We start from the raw sequence: 16875 nt of genomic DNA, 5'->3' as shown, positions 1-16875 counted from the left end.
ACACCGCTGTCCCGGCCGCAAAGGACCTAGACTCCCGGCAATTTTGTCCAGGGACGCCCCATGACCGATCCAATGCCTTCCGCCACGCCCTACGGCACGCTGCCACCGGCATCGCCGCTGCCGCAGCGCCGCCCCCTGAGCCTGCCGCGCCTGGCGCAAATGCGCGCAGCGGGCGAGAAGATATGCATGCTCACGGCCTACGACGCGACCTTTGCGGCCGTTGCCGATGCGGCCGGCGTCGAGTGCATCCTGGTTGGCGATTCGCTGGGCATGGTCTGCCAGGGCCTGCCCAGCACCGTGGGCGTCACCCTGGACACCATGGCCTACCACACGGCCAGCGTGGCGCGCGGCCTGCACCGCGTGCAGGGCACGGCCTGGCTGGTGGCCGACCTGCCGTACGGCACGTATGCCGAGAGCCGCGAACAGGCGCTGCGCAGCGCCTGCGTGCTGATGCAGGCGGGGGCCCACATGGTCAAGCTCGAAGGCGGCGGCTGGACTGCGCCCACGGTGGAGTTTCTGGTGCAGCGCGGCGTGCCGGTCTGCGCCCATCTGGGCCTGACGCCGCAGACTGTGCACGCCCTGGGCGGCTACCGCGTGCAGGGCCGCAGCGACGATGCCGCGCGCACGCTGCGCAAGGAGGCACACGAACTGCAGGACGCGGGCGCCGCCATGCTGGTGCTGGAGATGGTGCCCGCCGTGCTCGCCGCCGACCTCACGACCGAGCTGCCGCACTGCCACACCATCGGCATCGGCGCGGGCAACGGCACGGCCGGCCAGGTGCTGGTGTTGCACGACATGCTGGGCATGAACCTGGGCAAGAACCCGAAGTTCGTCCACAACTTCATGCAGGACGAGGGCAGCGTGCGCGGCGCCATCGGGGCCTATGTGCGCTCCGTCAAGGAAGGGCGTTTTCCCGACAACGCCCTGCATGCCTGGTAGCTGTCGACCGCCTCCTGCACCAGGCCATCCATTTTCTTTTCTTTTTTCTCTTTCCCCATGCTCATCGCCCACACCATCGACGACCTGCGCCAGGCCCTGGCGCCCTACCGCCGCCCGGCCTTCGTGCCCACCATGGGCAACCTGCACGACGGCCACATCGCGCTGGTCGAGCAGGCCAGGCCCCTGGGCGACGTGACCGTGGCCAGCATCTTCGTGAACCGCCTGCAGTTCCTGCCGCACGAGGACTTCGACAGCTACCCGCGCACCTGGGAGGCCGATTGCAACCGCCTGCAGGCTGCGGGCTGCGATGTGCTCTTCGCCCCGCGCGAGGCCGACCTCTACCCCGAGCCCCAGACCTTCAAGGTGCAGCCCGACCCGGCCCTGGCCGACCTGCTGGAAGGCCATTTCCGCCCTGGCTTCTTCACCGGCGTGGCCACTGTGGTGATGAAGCTGTTCGCCTGCGTGCTGGGTGCCAGCGGCGGCACGGCGGTGTTCGGCAAGAAGGACTACCAGCAGCTCATGGTGATCCGCCAGATGGTGCGCCAGTTCGCGCTGCCCATCACCGTGGTGGCCGGCGAGACCCGCCGCGCGCCCGACGGCCTGGCCCTGAGTTCGCGCAATGGCTACCTGGGCCTGCAGGAGCGGCAGGAAGCCGTGGCCTTGTCGCAGGCCTTGCGCCAGTTGGCTGTGCGCTGGGAGCAGCAGCCAGGGGCGGTGCTGGCACTGGAGCAGCAGGCGATGGATGGCTTGCGAGCGCGGGGGTGGCAGCCAGACTATCTGACGGTGCGCAGGCGGGCGGACCTGCGGCAGGCAACGGGGGAAGATGCGCCGGGGGCGCTGGTCGTGCTGGGGGCTGCGCGGTTGGGAGGCACGAGGTTGATTGACAACTGGGAGTTCTGACTTTTCGCGCAGCATGCCCGGGTTGAAGACAAAGGCCGGGGTGTGCACCCGGCGCCGCATGCGCCCTCTTGCCTGCGGCGTGCCCCGCGATCAGCCCAGCAAGCGCGCCAAAGTCAGCAAGGCCAGCAGCAGCATCCACACCACCACCGACCGCCACACCAGACCCACGACACTGCGCAGATGCCCGACTTCAGGCTCGCGCCCGGGGGTGGAGTCACTGTCCCCCATGTCCGCATCGATTTCCAGCCCTTGTGGTGTGTGCAGCACCGATCGCGCCTTGAGCGCCTCGCCGCCCAAGCGAACGTTGATGGCGCCGGCAGTCGCGGCCAGGACCACTCCATCGTTGTCGTTGGGAAAGCGCTGGGCGTGGAAGCGCCAGCCTTCGATGGCCTCCTCGAAGCTTCCCACCACGGCAAAACTCAGCGCCGTCATGCGCGCAGGCACCCAGTCGACCACCGTCCAGGCCTGGGCCGAAGCGCGCTGCAGGGACTCACTGGCAGGCTGGGCCCCCATGCGCTGTCGGTAATGCCAGTAGCGCGAGGCAAATTCGGCCAGGCGGTACAGCACCGCCCCCGTGGGGCCCAGCCCCAGGGCAGCCAGCACCGAGAACCAGGCCAGCACGCCGAACACATGGCGGTGGGCGGCCAGCACCGAGTACTCGATCACGTGGCGCACGATCTCGCTGCGCGGCAAGAGGCCGACGTCCACCTGCTGCCAGTGCGCCAGGCGCTCGCGCGCCGCGTCTTCGTTGCTCTCTTCCAGCGCATCGCGGATGCCCGTGAAATGGTGGCTGAACTGCCGGAAACCCAGGGTGATGTAGAGCACCGCCACGCTCCAGAGCACGGCGAACGGCCAGCCCAGCCCCCACAGCAGCAGCCAGTGGATGGCCAGCACCACCAGCGAAGGCACGAGCACCGCCAGGCCCCAGGCCACCCAGCCATGGTGCGACTTGCCGGCGTCGAAATTGCGGCTCACCGACAGCGCCCAGGCGCGCAGGCCGGCGTGGATGGGATTGCTGCGGGCCAGCGGGCGGGCCTGCTCGATCAGCAGAGCGAACAGGATGGCGAAGAAACTCATGGGCGCCAATGATACTGGCGCCAGGCCCCCGGAGTACCCGGCAGCACCCTAAGCCGGACCGGCGCCGGCTGCCTCCGGCAGCATCAGGCCAGCATGAAGCGGTAGAAATTGCGCAGCATGCCCGCCGTGGCACCCCAGATGTGGTGGTTCTTCTCACCGTCCTGGTAGGGCATGGAGAACCATTCGCGGGCCAGGCCCTGCCACTCCAGCCGGTGGCGCTGGTGATTCGCCGGGTCGAGCAGAAAGGCCAGCGGCACCTCGAACAGGTCCGCCACCTCGTAGGGGTTGGGCGTGAGCACGCAGTCGGGCTGCACCAGCGCGACCACGGGCGTGATGATGAAGGACGTGCCGGTCACATAGGTGGGCAGGGTGCCCAACACCTCCACGTAATGGCGCTCGAGCCCCACTTCCTCGAAGGCCTCGCGCAGCGCGGTGTCCGCCGGGTCGGTGTCCTCGGGGTCGGCCCGCCCGCCGGGAAAGGCGATCTGCCCCGAATGCGTGGACAGGTGCGCCGTGCGCTCGGTCAACAGCACCATGGGCTGCTCGCGCAGCACGATGGCCAGCAGCACGGAGGCATGGGCCGGCTCTCGGTTGGTGAACTTGCGCTCCAGTACCACTTCGGGCTCCCACTGCGGCGGGTGGGCAAAGCGCAGGCGCAGGGCCTCGGGGGTCTGCGCAGCCAGCGCAACCGCAGGCAGGTGTGCATCCACACCCACCACAGGCACTTTGCGCGGATCGAAATCGGGCAGCGTGGACAGGGGCGGGATGACGGAGGACACAGGGCTGATCGGTGGTTTCACTGGGCGGGTAGTGGCTGGACGGATGGACGACGACAGGGCCGTGAAAAGCAAAAAGCCGCTACAGGCAGGCTGTAGCGGCTTGTCTGGTCGGGGCCAGTCCTCAGGCTGCGGTAGCGGCTGCAGCCTTGGCGCGCGAAGGCAGCTTTTCCTTGATGCGTGCCGACTTGCCGCTGCGGTCGCGCAGGTAGTACAGCTTGGCACGGCGCACGTCACCGCGGCGCTTGACTTCGATGCTGGCGATCAGCGGGCTGTAGGTCTGGAACGTACGCTCCACGCCTTCGCCGCTGGAGATCTTGCGCACGGTGAAGCCGCTGTTCAGGCCGCGATTGCGCTTGGCAATCACCACGCCTTCGTAAGCCTGCACGCGCTTGCGGGTACCTTCCACCACGTTCACGCTCACGATGACGGTGTCACCAGGGGCGAATTCGGGGATGGTCTTGTTCAAGCGGGCGATTTCTTCCGCTTCCAGGGTTTGAATCAGGTTCATCTTTACATCCAACGATCATGTCCGCGCCAAAAATGGCAGCGTCGGGATTGACGTCTCAGTGTTTCGCACAAGCGGCGGGAGCCTGCATGCCCCACACCCTTTTCCAGCAAAACGGCCGGCCAGAGGATCGAAAAGCCTTTGATTATAGCAAGTCAGCGCAATTTGGCCAAGACGGCCTCGTCGGCGGTGCTGATGCGGCCTGCGCTGCGCGCGGCAGCGATGAGTTCGGGACGGTGGCGGGCCGTGATGGCCAGGCGCTGGTCGCGACGCCAGCGCTCGATCTGGGCGTGGTGGCCGGACATCAGTGCGGCCGGCACGGCCTGGCCCGCCCATTCCTCGGGCCGGGTGTAGTGCGGGCAGTCCAGCAGGCCATCGAGCGCGGGGTTGAAACTGTCGAGCTGGTGGCTGCCCTCGTCATTGAGCACGCCGGGCTGCAGGCGCGCCACGGCGTCGAGCAAGGCCATGGCGGCGATCTCGCCACCCGACAGCACGAAATCGCCCAGGCTGATCTGCGCGTCCACATGGGCGTCGATGAAGCGCTGGTCGATGCCCTCGTAGCGCCCGCACAGCAGCACGGCCCCGGCGCTGGCAGACCAGCGCTCCACGGCCGGATGGTCCAGGGTGGCGCCGATGGGGGAAAACAGCACCAGCGGCGCACGTGCCTCCTGCGGCTCGGCGCGCTCGGCGCGGATGGCCGCCAGGCACTGCGCCAGGGGCTCGGCCAGCATCACCATGCCCGGGCCGCCGCCAAAAGGCCGGTCGTCAACACGGCGGTAGTTGCCCTCGGCGTGGTCGCGCGGGTTCCACAGGCGCACGTCGACCTGGCCGCCGGCGTAGGCGCGCCGGGTCACCCCTGCAGCCAGGAAGGGCGCAAACAGCTCGGGAAACAGGGTGATGACGTCAAAGCGCATGGCAAGGGCGCGCGGCGGCTCAGTAGTCGGCCTGCCAGTCGACGGTGATGCGCTTTTCGGGCAGTTCGACCTTGTCGACGAAGTGGGAGACAAAGGGGATCATGCGCTCCTGGGCTTTGCCGCCCTCTGCGTAGTCGATCACCAGCACCGTCTGCGGGCCGGTGGAGAGCAGTTCGCGCACGGTGCCCAGAGCCACGCCCTCGCGATTGACCACGGCCAGGCCGATCAGGTCAACCCAGTAGAACTCGTCGGTGGCGGTGGAGGGGAAACTCGAACGCGGCACGAAGATGCGCGCGCCGCGCAGCGCCTCGGCGCCGTTGCGGTCGTCGATGCCCTGGGCCCAGGCCACCACGGTGTCCGAATGGTCCTTGGCCTGGCGGATGGGCAGCAGCACCGTGCCGGTGAAGGTCTTGGCGCCCCGCTCGGACGGCTGCAGATACCAGCGCTTGGCAGAAAACAGGGCCTCGGGGTTGCTGCTGTGCGGCACCACCTTGAACCAGCCCTTGATGCCCCAGGCATCGGCAATGCGCCCCACTTCGATGGCATCGGCGGGCAGCTCGGCGGGCTCAAGGGTCAGGTTCATGGCATGGGATCTCGGAAATAGGAAAAGGGCGGGTCCCGCCAGGCAAGCCGACGGAACCCGCCCTTTCCGGGGAGCTATCAGGCTGCCTTCTTGGCGGCTTGCTTGATCAGGCGGTCCACGGTAGGCGAGGACTGGGCGCCCACGCTCTTCCAGTACGTCAGGCGGTCCTGGGCAATGCGCAGGCCTTCTTCGGTTTCCTTGGCGGTGGGGTTGTAGAAGCCCAGGCGCTCGATGAAGCGGCCATCGCGGCGCACGCGCTTGTCAGCAACGACGATGTTGAAAAATGGACGGCCCTTGGAGCCGCCGCGGGAGAGTCGAATGACGACCATGATTTATCCTTCGGGTGGTGGACTTGGGCGGTATTGCCAAAAGCCACAGTGTTCGCAACCATATTCGCAACGCTTGAGACACGCGACATGGCCACCCGGCCAGCGACACGCTGCAAAGCCCGCGATTATATCCCTTTCCCCGAAAAGCGTGCCATACACTTTGATGGCCCCGCACAACGCGCCTTTTGCAGCAATGCCCACCATCCGCCCGAGCACCGACGCCGACCTGTCCGCCATCACCGCCATCTACGCCCACCACGTGCTGCACGGCACGGGCACTTTCGAGATCGATCCCCCGTCCGAGGCCGACATGGCGGGCCGCCGCGCCGACGTGCTGGGCCGCGGCCTGCCCTGGCTGGTGGCCGAGCAGGACGGGCTGGTGCTGGGCTTTGCCTACGCCAACTGGTTCAAGCCGCGCCCGGCCTACCGCTTCTCGGCCGAGGACTCCATCTACGTGGCCGACAGCGCCCGCGGCATGGGCCTGGGCCGGCAACTGCTGGCCGAGCTCATCGTGCAGGCCGAAGCGGCCGGCGTGCGCAAGCTGCTGGCGGTGATCGGCGACTCGGCCAACGCCGGCTCCATCGGCGTGCACCGCGCCCTGGGCTTCAGCGAGGCGGGCGTGCTGCGCTCCATGGGCTGGAAGTTCGGCGCCTGGCGCGACATCGTGCTCATGGAGAAGACCCTGGGCGCGGGCGACACCACTTCCCCGGAATAATCCACCCCATGAAAAACAAGACCCTGGCCGCCTGGCTGGCCTTTCTCGGCGGCCCCCTGGGCCTGCACCGCTTCTACCTGCACGGCATGGGCGACATGCTGGGCTGGCTGCTGCCCATTCCCACGGCGCTGGGGCTGTACGGCATCCAGCGGGTGCAGCAATTCGGCCAGGACGACCACTACAGCTGGATGCTGATCCCGCTGCTGGGTTTCACCATCGCGGGCTGCGCCCTCAGGGCCATCCTCTACGGACTGATGACACCCGAGCGCTGGAATGCGCGCTTCAACCCCTCGGCCGCCCAGGAGGCCCCCGCCGGCCAGACCCGCTGGCTCACCATCGGGGCCATCGTGGTCTCGCTGCTGCTGGGCACCACGGTGCTGATGGCCAGCATCGCCTTCAGCTTCCAGCGCTACTTCGAGTACCAGATCGAGGAAGCGCGCAAGATCTCGCAGTAGCCGCCACGGGCGCAAGGGCCCAGCAAAAAGCCGCCGAGGACTTGCGTCCTGGCGGCTTTTTTTACAGGCGCCGGCTCAATAGAGTTGCAGACTCACCCAGTAGGCGATGGCGGCCACGAAGGCGCTGGCCGGTATGGTGAGCACCCAGGCCCAGACGATGTTGCCGGCCACCCCCCAGCGCACGGCACTGGCGCGCTGGGTGGAGCCCACGCCCACGATGGCACCGGTGATGGTGTGCGTGGTGGACACCGGAATGCCCAGGGTGGTGGCCAGAAACAGGGTCAGCGCCCCGCCGGTTTCGGCGCAGAAGCCGCCCACGGGCTTGAGCTTGGTGATCTTCTGGCCCATGGTCTTGACGATGCGCCAGCCGCCGAACATGGTCCCCAGGCCGATGGCCACATAGCAGCTCACGATGGTCCAGGTCGGGGGCGAGGCATCGGTCGTCGACGCGTAGCCGGTGGCGATCAGCAGCAGCCAGATGATGCCGATGGTCTTTTGCGCATCATTGCCGCCGTGGCCCAGGCTGTAGGCGCCCGCGGAGACCAGCTGCAGGCGCCGGAACCATTTGTCCACCTTGCTCGGCCGGGAGCGCCGAAAGATCCAGGCCACAGCCACCATCATCAGCGAGCCGAGTGCAAAGCCCAGCAGCGGTGAGACGAAGATGAAGGCCACGGTCTTGAGGATGCCGGTGGAAATCAGCGCGCTCGCGCCGGCCTTGGCGATCACCGCGCCCACGATGCCGCCGATCAGCGCATGCGAGGAACTGCTGGGGATGCCGTAGTACCAGGTGATGACGTTCCAGGTGATGGCGCCCACCAGGGCGCCGAAGACCACGTGCGTGTCCACGATGCCGGGCTGCACGATGCCCTTGCCCACGGTGGCCGCCACGCTCAGGTGGAACACGAAGATGGCCACGAAATTGAAGAATGCCGCGAACAGCACCGCTTGCGCGGGCTTGAGCACGCCGGTGGAGACCACCGTGGCGATCGAGTTGGCGGCATCGTGGAACCCGTTCATGAAGTCGAACAGGAGAGCGAGCGCCACGAGCAGGACGACAACCCACAGGGCTGCTTGTACGGTTTCCATGCTGCTGAGCCCTGCCGATCAGGAATTCTCGAGGACGATGCCCTCGATGCAGTTGGCCACGTCCTCGCACTTGTCGGTGATGGTTTCCAGCAGTTCGTAGATCGCCTTGAGCTTGATCACTTCGCGCACATCGGGCTCCTCGCGGAACAGCTTGCTCATGGCGCTGCGCATCACGCGGTCGGCGTCGGATTCGAGCTTGTCGATCTCTTCACAGGTCTTGAGGGCGGCTTCGGCCACCGAAGGATCGGCGATCTTGTCGAGCAGCTTCACGGCGTCGCGCAGGCGCTCGCAGCACTTGAGGCTCAGGTCTGTGAGGCGCGAGATCTCGTCGGTCATGTGGCGCACGTCGTACAACGCCATGGTTTCGGCCGAATCCTGGATCAGGTCGGCCACGTCGTCCATGGTATTGATGAGCGTGTGGATCTGCTCGCGATCGATGGGGGTGATGAAGGTCTTGTGGATGGCCTTGTTGACCTCGTGCGTCACGCGGTCGGCCGCGCGCTCGGCGTTGTCCACGTCCTGGTTGTACTTGTCGCGCAGGTGGGGGTCGTTGTAGTTCGCCACCAGTTGCGAAAAGGCGCGAGCCGCTTCCACGATGCGGTCCGCATGCTGGTTGAACATTTCGAAAAAGTTGCCTTCGCGTGGCAACAGCTTGGCAAACAGCATGGAAGAGGCTCCTGGAACGGGGGTGGGATTTCTTGGAAATGACGACGCCATGACAAACCCATGACGCCAACGTGACTGCCGCGAGTTTAACCGGCGGGCCGTTGCAGGCCGGCCCCAGGCCCATGGCAACGGCTTCGCCCAGGGCTGTCAGGCACGGGGCAGGCCTACCCGCCAGCCACACCACGTCCTACAGGGCCGGGAGGGCACGCGCCTTAGATTGGGCGTTCGCCTCGGGGGTGCCCTCACCCGCCGAACCACCCCACTCCAAGGACATCCCCATGCCATCTTCACCTCTCAGAACGATCCCCTGGCTGCTGGCGGCCGCCTGTGCCGCCACCGGCGTGCAGGCGCAGACCAGCAGCCAGCCACCAAAGCAGCGCGACTCCGTCATCCCGTACACGCAGCAAGGCTACATCGGCCTGAGCGGCGGCCGCTCCAACTACGATCTGAATGCAGGCCCGGCAGGCACCGGCCTGGGCTTCGATGACTCCGACTCGGCCTGGAAACTCTCCACCGGCGGCTACTTCCACCCCAACGCGGGTGTGGAGCTGAGCTACCTGAACGCCGGCAAGGCCCACCGCCTGGGCGGCACGACCCGGGCCCAGGGGGTCAACCTGAGCCTGATCGGCCGGGCCCCGCTCAACGAGCAATTCGATCTCTTCGGCAAGGTGGGCACCACCTACGGCCGCACGCGCACCACGGGCTTCTCCGGCCTGGGCGTCAACACGGGCAAGGACAGCGGCTTCGGCCTGTCCTATGGCCTGGGGGCGCGCTGGAATTTCAACCAGCAATGGGCCGCCGTGGTGGAGTGGGAACGCCACAAGTTCCACTTCTCGGACGAGAACTCGGGCGTGAAGATGACGACACTGGGCGTGCAGTACAAGTACTGAGGACCTGCGCCCCGCCCATGAAAAAAGCCGTCCCAAGGGACGGCTTTTTGCTGGGGCAGCAAGAAGCTTACTCGCCCAGGTAGGCAGCACGCACCTTGGGATCGCTCAGCAGGTCCTGGCCCGGACCGGTCATGGTGATCAGGCCGGATTCCATCACGTAGCCGCGGTCGGCGATCGCCAGCGCACGGCTGGCGTTCTGCTCCACCAGCACGATGGTCACGCCCAGGGCGTACACGTCGCGTACCACCTCGAAGATCTTGTCCACCATGATGGGCGACAGGCCCATGGAGGGCTCGTCCAGCAGCAGCACCTTGGGCTGGCTCATCAGCGCACGGCCCATGGCCAGCATCTGCTGTTCACCGCCCGACATGGTGCCGGCCAGCTGGTCCTTGCGCTCGCGCAGGCGCGGGAAGATGGTGAACATCTTCTCGATGTCGGCCAGGATGCCGGCCTTGTCCTTGCGGATATAGGCGCCCATCTGCAGGTTCTCGGTGATGGTCATGCGCGCGAACACGCCACGGCCTTCGGGCACCATGACCAGACCTTCCTTGACCAGGTCCCAGGCGCCCTTGCCCTTGATGCTCTTGCCCAGGTATTCGATGTCGCCATCACCCATGGGCAGCGTGCCCGTGATGGCCTTCATGGTGGTGGTCTTGCCGGCACCGTTGGAGCCGATCAGCGAGACCAGCTCGCCTTCGCGCACCTCGAAGTCCACGCCCTTGACGGCCTGGATACCGCCGTAGGCCACCTTCAGGCCCTTGACCTGCAGCAGTACCTTGTTGGATTTTTCGGCCATTCTCAGTGTCCTCCGGTGCCCAGATAGGCCTCAATCACTTTTTCGTTCTTCTGCACTTCGGCAGGGTTGCCTTCGGCAATCTGCTTGCCGTAGTCGAGCACGGTCACGCGGTCGCACAGGCCCATCACCAGCTTCACATCGTGCTCGATGAGCAGGATGGTGCGGTTGTCGTTGCGGATGCGGTCGATCAGCTCGCGCAGCTGCACCTTCTCGGTGGCGTTCATGCCGGCAGCGGGCTCGTCCAGCGCGATCAGCTGGGGGTCGGTGGCCAGGGCGCGGGCGATTTCCAGGCGGCGCTGGTCGCCATAGCTCAGCGTGCGCGCCTTGTAGTCGGCAAACTTGCCGATGCCCACGTAGTCGAGCAGTTCCTGCGCGCGCTTGGCGATGGCGGCTTCTTCTTCCTTGAAGCCCTTGGTGCGGAACACCGCGCCCACCAGGCCGGACTTGGTGCGGATGTGGCGGCCCACCATCACGTTCTCGAGCGCCGTCATCTCGGCGAACAGGCGGATGTTCTGGAAGGTGCGGGCAATGCCCGCCTTGGCCACTTCGTGCACGGCCGTGGGCTCGTAGGGCTTGCCCGCGAGCTCGAACGTGCCGCTGTCGGGCGTGTACAGGCCGGTGATCACGTTGAAGAAGGTGGTCTTGCCTGCGCCGTTGGGGCCGATCAGGCCGTAGACCTGACCGCGCTCAATGGTGATGCCCACGTCGGAGAGGGCCTGCAAGCCGCCGAAGCGCTTGGAAATGCCGGCGACCTTCAGCACCACATCGTTGGATTTCTCTGCCATGTTCTAACTTTCTGCGGTGTTCATCAGGACTTCTGAGCCAGGCTCTTGCCGTGCTCAGGTGCGGGCCACAGGCCACGGGGACGCATCAGCATGATGACGATCATCGCCACGGCAATCAGGAACTGGCGCAGGATGGCGGAATCGAGGCGGCCATCGGTCATGGCCTGCAGCGGGCCGGCCACATAGCGCAGCACTTCGGGCAGGGCCGACAGCAGCACGGCGCCCAGGATCACACCGGGGATGTGGCCGATACCGCCGAGCACCACCATGGCGACGATCATGACCGACTCCATCAGGCTGAACGACTCGGGCGAGACGAAGCCCTGGAAGGCACCGAACATGGCACCCGACACGCCGCCGAACGAGGCGCCCATGCCGAAGGCCAGCAGCTTGAGGTTGCGGGTGTTGATGCCCATGGCCTTGGCGGCGATCTCGTCTTCGCGGATGGCCATCCAGGCACGGCCGATGCGCGAATCCTGCAGGCGGTAGCAGATGATGACGCTGATGATCACCAGCGCCAGGAACAGGTAGTAGTACAGCGTGACGGAGTTGATGTCGAAGCCGAACACCTCCAGGCGCTTGCCCAGGTCCAGGCCGAAGATCTTGACCGAGTCGATCTGGCCCAGGCCCTTGGGGCCGTTGGTCAGGTTGACGGGGTGGTCCAGGTTGTTCAGGAAGATGCGGATGATTTCGCCGAAGCCCAGGGTCACGATGGCCAGGTAGTCACCGCGCAGCTTGAGTGTCGGCGCCCCCAGCAACGCCCCGAACAACGCCGCTATCAACGCCGCCAGCGGTATCACGATCCACAGCGAGGTGTGCAGCCCGTTGGGGAACATGGCGGCGAAGGCCGCGAAGGTGTCGGCCAGATGGGGCGATGCCATCAGCGCGAACAGGTAGGCCCCCACGGCGTAGAAGGCCACATAGCCCAGGTCGAGCAGGCCGGCGTAGCCGACCACGATGTTCAGGCCCAGGGCCAGCATCACGTACAGCAGGGCCAGGTCGGCGATGCGCACCCAGGCGTTGCCGAAGGATTGCAGGATCAGCGGGAGGATCAGCAGTGCGATGCCGCCCACGACCCATTTGGCAAGGTTGTTGTTCTTCATGACAGGGTCCTCAGGCTCGGTCGGCCACGCGCTCACCCAGCAGGCCCGAAGGACGCAGCGTGAGGATGATGATCAGCACGATGAATGCAAAGATGTCGGTGTAGTGGCTGCCCAGCAGGCCGCCCGTGAGGGTGCCGATGTAGCCCGATCCGATGGCCTCGATCAGGCCCAGCAGGATGCCACCGACCACGGCGCCGGCCAGGTTGCCGATGCCACCGAACACAGCGGCCGTGAAGGCCTTGAGGCCGGGCAGGAAGCCCATGGTGTGCTGTGCCGTACCGTAGTTGGAGGCGTACATGATGCCGGCGATGGCCGCCAGCACGGCGCCGATGATGAAGGTGGCCGAGATCACCATGTCGGGCTTGACGCCCATGAGCGAGGCCACGCGGGGGTTCTCTGCCGTAGCGCGCATCGCGCGGCCCAGGTTGGTATGGTTCACCAGGTAGACCAGGGAAGCCAGGGCGATCGCGGTCACGCCCAGGATCAGGATCTGCGTGGGGGTGATGAAGGCGCCGCCGATCTGGAACGGCGAGCTCGGCAGCATCGTCGGATAGGGCTTGTAGTTGGGCTTCCAGATGATCATGGCCAGCGTCTGCAGCAGGATGGACATGCCGATCGCGGTGATCAGGGGGGCCAGACGCGGGCTGCTGCGCAGCGGCCGGTAGGCGACTTTTTCAATCACGAAGTTCAGGGTGGCTGCGACCACGCAGGCGATGATGGTCGCCAGCAGCAGGATCAGCCAGCCGGGCGCGCCGGGCATGGCCCCTTGCATCAGGCCAATACAGCTCCAACTGGTGAGTGCACCGATCATGAGCACCTCGCCGTGGGCGAAGTTGATCAGTTGAATAATGCCGTACACCATCGTATAGCCCAAGGCTATCAAGGCGTACATGCTGCCGAGAACCAGACCGTTGATGATCTGTTGCAGCAAAATGTCCATAAGAGAAGTCCTTCGTTTGTAACGCACCCCAAGCGCAGGCACCGGAATCGGTACAGCCTTGTGGGCCCGACTGCCATCTAGCAAAAAACCCGCCAGAGATGCAGCTGTGCGGGTTTGTGGACGGGATTGTAGCCAGTAGTGTCAGGAGGCCTTCTGCGGCTTTGGGGGGGTTTTCCCTCGGGTTCGCAAGTCCATCAGTGACCGCCCGGGTACATAAGTTATTTTGATGCACGCAAGAATATTGCTGAGCAAACTTATTACCAAGGTGATGCAAAATCGGCATAAACGCAGTTTCGGGCGCAGCATACGCCCGTACCGCGATCACTCCTCGGGAAGGATGGCGTCGTCGGCCGCTGCGTTGCGTTCGCGCAGTTCACGCAGTTTTTGTGCGATCTTGATTTCGAGCCCGCGCTCCACCGGCTGGTAGAAACCGGGCTCCGCCATGCCCTCGGGCAGGTAGCTTTCTCCTGCCGCGAAACCACCCTCCTCGTCGTGCGCGTAGCGGTAGCCCTTGCCGTAATCGAGCTCTTTCATGAGTTTGGTCGGTGCATTGCGCAGGTGCATGGGCACCGGACGCGTGCCATCTTGCTTCACCCAGGCGCGGGCGGCGTTGTAGGCCTTGTAGACGGCATTCGACTTGGGCGCCACAGCCAGATAGACCACGCATTCGGCCAGCGCCAGTTCGCCCTCGGGCGTGCCCAGGCGCTCGTAGACCTCGGCGGCATCGAGCGCCAGGCGCAGCGCGCGCGGGTCGGCCAGGCCGATGTCCTCGCTGGCCATGCGCACCAGGCGCCGCGCCATGTAGCGCGGGTCGGCCCCGCCATCGAGCATGCGCACCAGCCAGTACAGCGCTGCATCGGGGTCCGAGCCGCGCACGGATTTGTGCAGCGCGCTGATGGTGTCGTAGAACTGCTCGCCGCCCTTGTCGTAGCGGCGCATGCGCTCGCCCAGCACCTTGAGCAGCCATGCATCCGAAATCTCGGCCAGCTTCTCCTGCGCGGCCGCCATGGCCAGGGTTTCCAGCGTGTTGAGCAGGCGCCGCGCATCGCCGTCGGCATAGGCCACAAGCCGGTCGAGGGCCGCCTGCTCGATCGCAGGCAGGGCCTTGTGCGACTGCGTCAGCGCCACGAGCTGCTGCAGATCCTCGGCCGACAGCGGCTGCAGCACGTAGACCGCGGCACGCGACAGCAGTGCCGAGTTGACCTCGAACGAGGGGTTCTCGGTGGTCGCGCCGATGAAGGTGAACAGCCCGCTTTCCACATGCGGCAGGAAGGCGTCCTGCTGGCTCTTGTTGAAGCGGTGCACCTCGTCGACGAAGACGATGGTGCGCTGCTGCATGAGGCCGTCGCGCGCGAGCTCGGCGCGCTCCACGGCTTCGCGGATGTCCTTGACCCCGCCCAGCACGGCGCTGATGCTGATGAACTGCGCATCGAAGGCATCGGCCATCAGCCGGGCGATGGTGGTCTTGCCCACGCCGGGCGGCCCCCACAGGATGCAGCTGTGCGGGCGGCCCGATTCGAAGGCCAGGCGCAGCGGCATGCCCGGCCCGAGCACCTGCTGCTGCCCGATCACCTCGCCCAGCGTGCGCGGGCGCAGGCGCTCGGCCAACGGCTGGTGGGCGGCGCTTGCGGAAGAAGGGGACGAAAGGCTGCGCGAGGAACTCATGGAAGAAACAATGGTGAAGCAGGCATGCAAGAGGGGCACCGCCCACAGATGGAGGCCGGTCGGCCTGCTGCAAGCCGCAAGCGGGCCACGCCTGCCCCGATTCCAACACAGGCCCGCACCGCAAACGCCAACAATGTCACGAAATGCCGCGGCCGCTGCCGGAAATGCGCCCGCCCCGCGCCTATAAAGCGGGGCTGACAACCGCCCAGAGACCTTCCGCATGGCACATCCACTCCACCCCCTCGCATGGCTGCGTCCGTTCGCACTGGCCGCCAGCCTCGCCTTCTGCGGCCTCGCCCTGCCCATGCTGCAGGCCCACGCGCAGAGCACGCCAGCCGCCGCGGGCGCAGTCGCCCAGGATACCGCCACGGCCTTGCAGGGCTGGTGGGAAGAATATTCGCCCTCGTCCAACATCGTGCAATTCCTGCCCGACGGCACGGTGAAGCTCTACCTCAAGAAGGGCGAGATCGACGAGCTGCGCAGCCTGGACGGCACCTGGAAGATGGAGAGCGACGGCAAGACCATCGAAATGCTGTTCACCGTGCGCGGGCGCACCCTGACCCGGCGCGCCGAAATCTCCTTCGACGGCGCCGAAATGGTCATCAACGAGAAGAAGGCGGCACGCCCTACCCGCCACCGCAGGCATTCCGGGCAGTTGCCCGAGGCCTACCTCTGGTGAGCACGCGCTGCCGAATGCCCACGTCCCCTACCATGGCACCCATGACCATTTTTTCCAAGCCATCTTCCTTTTCCGGCCTGCTCCTGGGCCTGTCCCTGGCGCTGCTGGGCACCGCCGCCCACGCCGACGTGACCGAGGCCGAAGCCATCGAAGCCCAGCTGGGCTCGGCGCTCGCATCGGCCGATTTCGCGGCCAAGAACTGCCCCAACCTCAGCATCAACGACGACAAGGTGCAGGAACTGCTCAAGCGCATCAAGAAGAGCGCGGCCGACCTGCGCGCCGGCGAGGACTACGATGAGCAGCGCACCGTGGTCCAGCAACTTGAAAAGCAGCAGGGCCGCGCCATGATCTGCATGGTGCTGCCCTCGGCGCACGGCGGCTACGCGCGCGGCGTCATCCAGAAGAAATAAGCGGCGGCGCCGCTCACTGCTTGACCACATCCGCCCCGGCGGGCGGCTTGAACTGGAAGGTTCCGGACGGCAGCGCGGCATTGGCCTGCATGCCGCTGAAGCGGATGGCCGAACGCTGGCCAAAGCTGTCCAGGATGTCGAGGGCGGCCAGTTGCTCGCTGGCAAAGCCCACGCGCACGCTCTGCAGTTGCCCGTCCTTGGCCTTGGGGCGTGCCAGCACCCACTGCAGGCCATCGGCATCGGGCGCCGATTCGAGCGTGAAATCGGCCTTGAGGGCCGACAGGTCGGGGGCCGAAGCCAGCAAGGCTGCCGGTGTGGTGCCCAGGGCCTGGGCCTGGGCGCGCTGCGTGACCTGGTTCAGGTCCACGTCATGCAGCCACAGGGTCTGGCCATCGGCCACGATGGTCTGCTCGAAAGGCTTCTTGTAGACGAACTTGAAGCGGTTTGGGCGCTGGAACTCGAACGAACCGCTGGAATTCTTGGTGCGCGCCGTCTGGCCCTCCTTGGCCGGCGAGGTCACCACCTGGGTGAAATCAGCACGGCCCGTCTGGGTGCTCTTCATGAAGGATTCGAGGCTCTTGAGCCCATCCGCGCTGGCCCAGGGGGCGCAGGCCGCGATCACCATGGCTGTCACAATCTTTTTCAAACAATGCTCCTTG

21 protein-coding genes are annotated in these 16875 nt (G+C 66.1%); 7 read left to right on the top strand and 14 right to left on the bottom strand.

Annotation, left to right across the window (positions count from 1 at the left end; translation table 11 throughout):
• Nucleotides 1–60: 60 nt before the first annotated feature.
• Complete coding sequence (gene panB / locus AC3WOH_RS08540) at nt 61–939, top strand: 3-methyl-2-oxobutanoate hydroxymethyltransferase (protein WP_492228922.1); 879 nt, start codon at nt 61–63, stop codon at nt 937–939.
• Between the two features lie 57 nt (nt 940–996).
• A complete protein-coding gene (gene panC / locus AC3WOH_RS08535; RefSeq protein ID WP_492228921.1) occupies nt 997–1839 on the top strand; it encodes a pantoate--beta-alanine ligase in 843 nt (280 codons plus the stop codon).
• Nucleotides 1840–1929: 90 nt separating this feature from the next.
• Here panC and AC3WOH_RS08530 read toward each other — a convergent pair whose 3' ends face one another.
• From AC3WOH_RS08530 to rpsP, 6 genes are all read right to left on the bottom strand, one after another.
• The gene (locus AC3WOH_RS08530) at nt 1930–2916 is read right to left on the bottom strand and encodes a CobD/CbiB family protein (RefSeq protein WP_492228920.1); all 987 of its coding nucleotides are present in this window, start codon (nt 2914–2916) and stop codon (nt 1930–1932) included.
• A gap of 83 nt (nt 2917–2999) precedes the next feature.
• Complete coding sequence (locus tag AC3WOH_RS08525; RefSeq protein ID WP_492228919.1) at nt 3000–3695, bottom strand: CoA pyrophosphatase; 696 nt, start codon at nt 3693–3695, stop codon at nt 3000–3002.
• Between the two features lie 121 nt (nt 3696–3816).
• Nucleotides 3817–4203 (bottom strand): 50S ribosomal protein L19, encoded by a 387-nt coding sequence (gene rplS / locus AC3WOH_RS08520; RefSeq protein ID WP_492228918.1) that lies wholly within the window; start codon nt 4201–4203, stop codon nt 3817–3819.
• A gap of 152 nt (nt 4204–4355) precedes the next feature.
• Nucleotides 4356–5114 carry a tRNA (guanosine(37)-N1)-methyltransferase TrmD gene (trmD, locus tag AC3WOH_RS08515; protein WP_492228917.1) on the bottom strand — a complete coding sequence of 253 codons (759 nt, stop codon included), beginning with the start codon at nt 5112–5114 and terminating at the stop codon, nt 4356–4358.
• 19 nt (nt 5115–5133) lie between these two features.
• Nucleotides 5134–5697, bottom strand: coding sequence for a ribosome maturation factor RimM (gene rimM / locus AC3WOH_RS08510; protein WP_492228916.1), 564 nt, complete (start codon nt 5695–5697; stop codon nt 5134–5136).
• A gap of 77 nt (nt 5698–5774) precedes the next feature.
• Complete coding sequence (gene rpsP / locus AC3WOH_RS08505; RefSeq protein WP_110533007.1) at nt 5775–6026, bottom strand: 30S ribosomal protein S16; 252 nt, start codon at nt 6024–6026, stop codon at nt 5775–5777.
• Nucleotides 6027–6219: 193 nt separating this feature from the next.
• Between rpsP and AC3WOH_RS08500 the strand changes: the two genes are divergently transcribed.
• Together AC3WOH_RS08500 and AC3WOH_RS08495 are read left to right on the top strand one after the other, a co-directional pair.
• On the top strand, nt 6220–6741 hold the full coding sequence (locus tag AC3WOH_RS08500; RefSeq protein ID WP_492228915.1) for a GNAT family N-acetyltransferase: 522 nt from the start codon (nt 6220–6222) through the stop codon (nt 6739–6741).
• 8 nt (nt 6742–6749) lie between these two features.
• Nucleotides 6750–7196, top strand: coding sequence for a TM2 domain-containing protein (locus AC3WOH_RS08495; RefSeq protein WP_492228914.1), 447 nt, complete (start codon nt 6750–6752; stop codon nt 7194–7196).
• Nucleotides 7197–7271: 75 nt separating this feature from the next.
• Here AC3WOH_RS08495 and AC3WOH_RS08490 read toward each other — a convergent pair whose 3' ends face one another.
• Entirely contained in the window at nt 7272–8282 is a 1011-nt protein-coding gene (locus AC3WOH_RS08490) for an inorganic phosphate transporter (protein WP_184863203.1), read from the bottom strand.
• Nucleotides 8283–8300: 18 nt separating this feature from the next.
• Nucleotides 8301–8948, bottom strand: coding sequence for a DUF47 domain-containing protein (locus AC3WOH_RS08485; protein WP_492228913.1), 648 nt, complete (start codon nt 8946–8948; stop codon nt 8301–8303).
• Between the two features lie 278 nt (nt 8949–9226).
• On the opposite strand from AC3WOH_RS08485, the gene AC3WOH_RS08480 reads away from it, so the two are divergent.
• Nucleotides 9227–9838, top strand: coding sequence for an outer membrane beta-barrel protein (locus AC3WOH_RS08480; protein ID WP_492228912.1), 612 nt, complete (start codon nt 9227–9229; stop codon nt 9836–9838).
• Nucleotides 9839–9905: 67 nt separating this feature from the next.
• On the opposite strand, the gene AC3WOH_RS08475 is transcribed toward AC3WOH_RS08480, so the two are convergent.
• The 5 genes from AC3WOH_RS08475 to AC3WOH_RS08455 form a co-directional block, all read right to left on the bottom strand.
• On the bottom strand, nt 9906–10634 hold the full coding sequence (locus AC3WOH_RS08475) for an ABC transporter ATP-binding protein (RefSeq protein ID WP_492228911.1): 729 nt from the start codon (nt 10632–10634) through the stop codon (nt 9906–9908).
• Between the two features lie 2 nt (nt 10635–10636).
• Complete coding sequence (locus tag AC3WOH_RS08470; protein WP_184863196.1) at nt 10637–11419, bottom strand: ABC transporter ATP-binding protein; 783 nt, start codon at nt 11417–11419, stop codon at nt 10637–10639.
• A gap of 23 nt (nt 11420–11442) precedes the next feature.
• Nucleotides 11443–12522: an ABC transporter permease subunit gene (locus AC3WOH_RS08465; protein WP_492228910.1), complete on the bottom strand. Its 1080-nt coding sequence runs from the start codon at nt 12520–12522 to the stop codon at nt 11443–11445.
• 10 nt (nt 12523–12532) lie between these two features.
• Entirely contained in the window at nt 12533–13462 is a 930-nt protein-coding gene (locus tag AC3WOH_RS08460; protein ID WP_409954828.1) for a branched-chain amino acid ABC transporter permease, read from the bottom strand.
• A 321-nt stretch (nt 13463–13783) separates the two neighbouring features.
• Complete coding sequence (locus tag AC3WOH_RS08455) at nt 13784–15127, bottom strand: replication-associated recombination protein A (protein WP_492228909.1); 1344 nt, start codon at nt 15125–15127, stop codon at nt 13784–13786.
• A 220-nt stretch (nt 15128–15347) separates the two neighbouring features.
• Here AC3WOH_RS08455 and AC3WOH_RS08450 point away from each other — a divergent pair, with 220 nt between their 5' ends.
• Both AC3WOH_RS08450 and AC3WOH_RS08445 read left to right on the top strand, forming a co-directional pair.
• A complete protein-coding gene (locus tag AC3WOH_RS08450; protein WP_492228908.1) occupies nt 15348–15806 on the top strand; it encodes a hypothetical protein in 459 nt (152 codons plus the stop codon).
• A 41-nt stretch (nt 15807–15847) separates the two neighbouring features.
• Nucleotides 15848–16216 (top strand): hypothetical protein, encoded by a 369-nt coding sequence (locus AC3WOH_RS08445; protein WP_492228907.1) that lies wholly within the window; start codon nt 15848–15850, stop codon nt 16214–16216.
• Between the two features lie 13 nt (nt 16217–16229).
• Here AC3WOH_RS08445 and lolA read toward each other — a convergent pair whose 3' ends face one another.
• Nucleotides 16230–16862 (bottom strand): outer membrane lipoprotein periplasmic chaperone LolA, encoded by a 633-nt coding sequence (lolA, locus tag AC3WOH_RS08440; RefSeq protein ID WP_492228906.1) that lies wholly within the window; start codon nt 16860–16862, stop codon nt 16230–16232.
• Between the last annotated feature and the right edge of the window lie 13 nt (nt 16863–16875).

This window comes from Acidovorax sp. FW305-C-20-28 (assembly GCF_058783375.1).
Note: the sequence above shows the minus strand (reverse complement) of the source record. Positions and strands in the feature narration are given on the sequence as shown.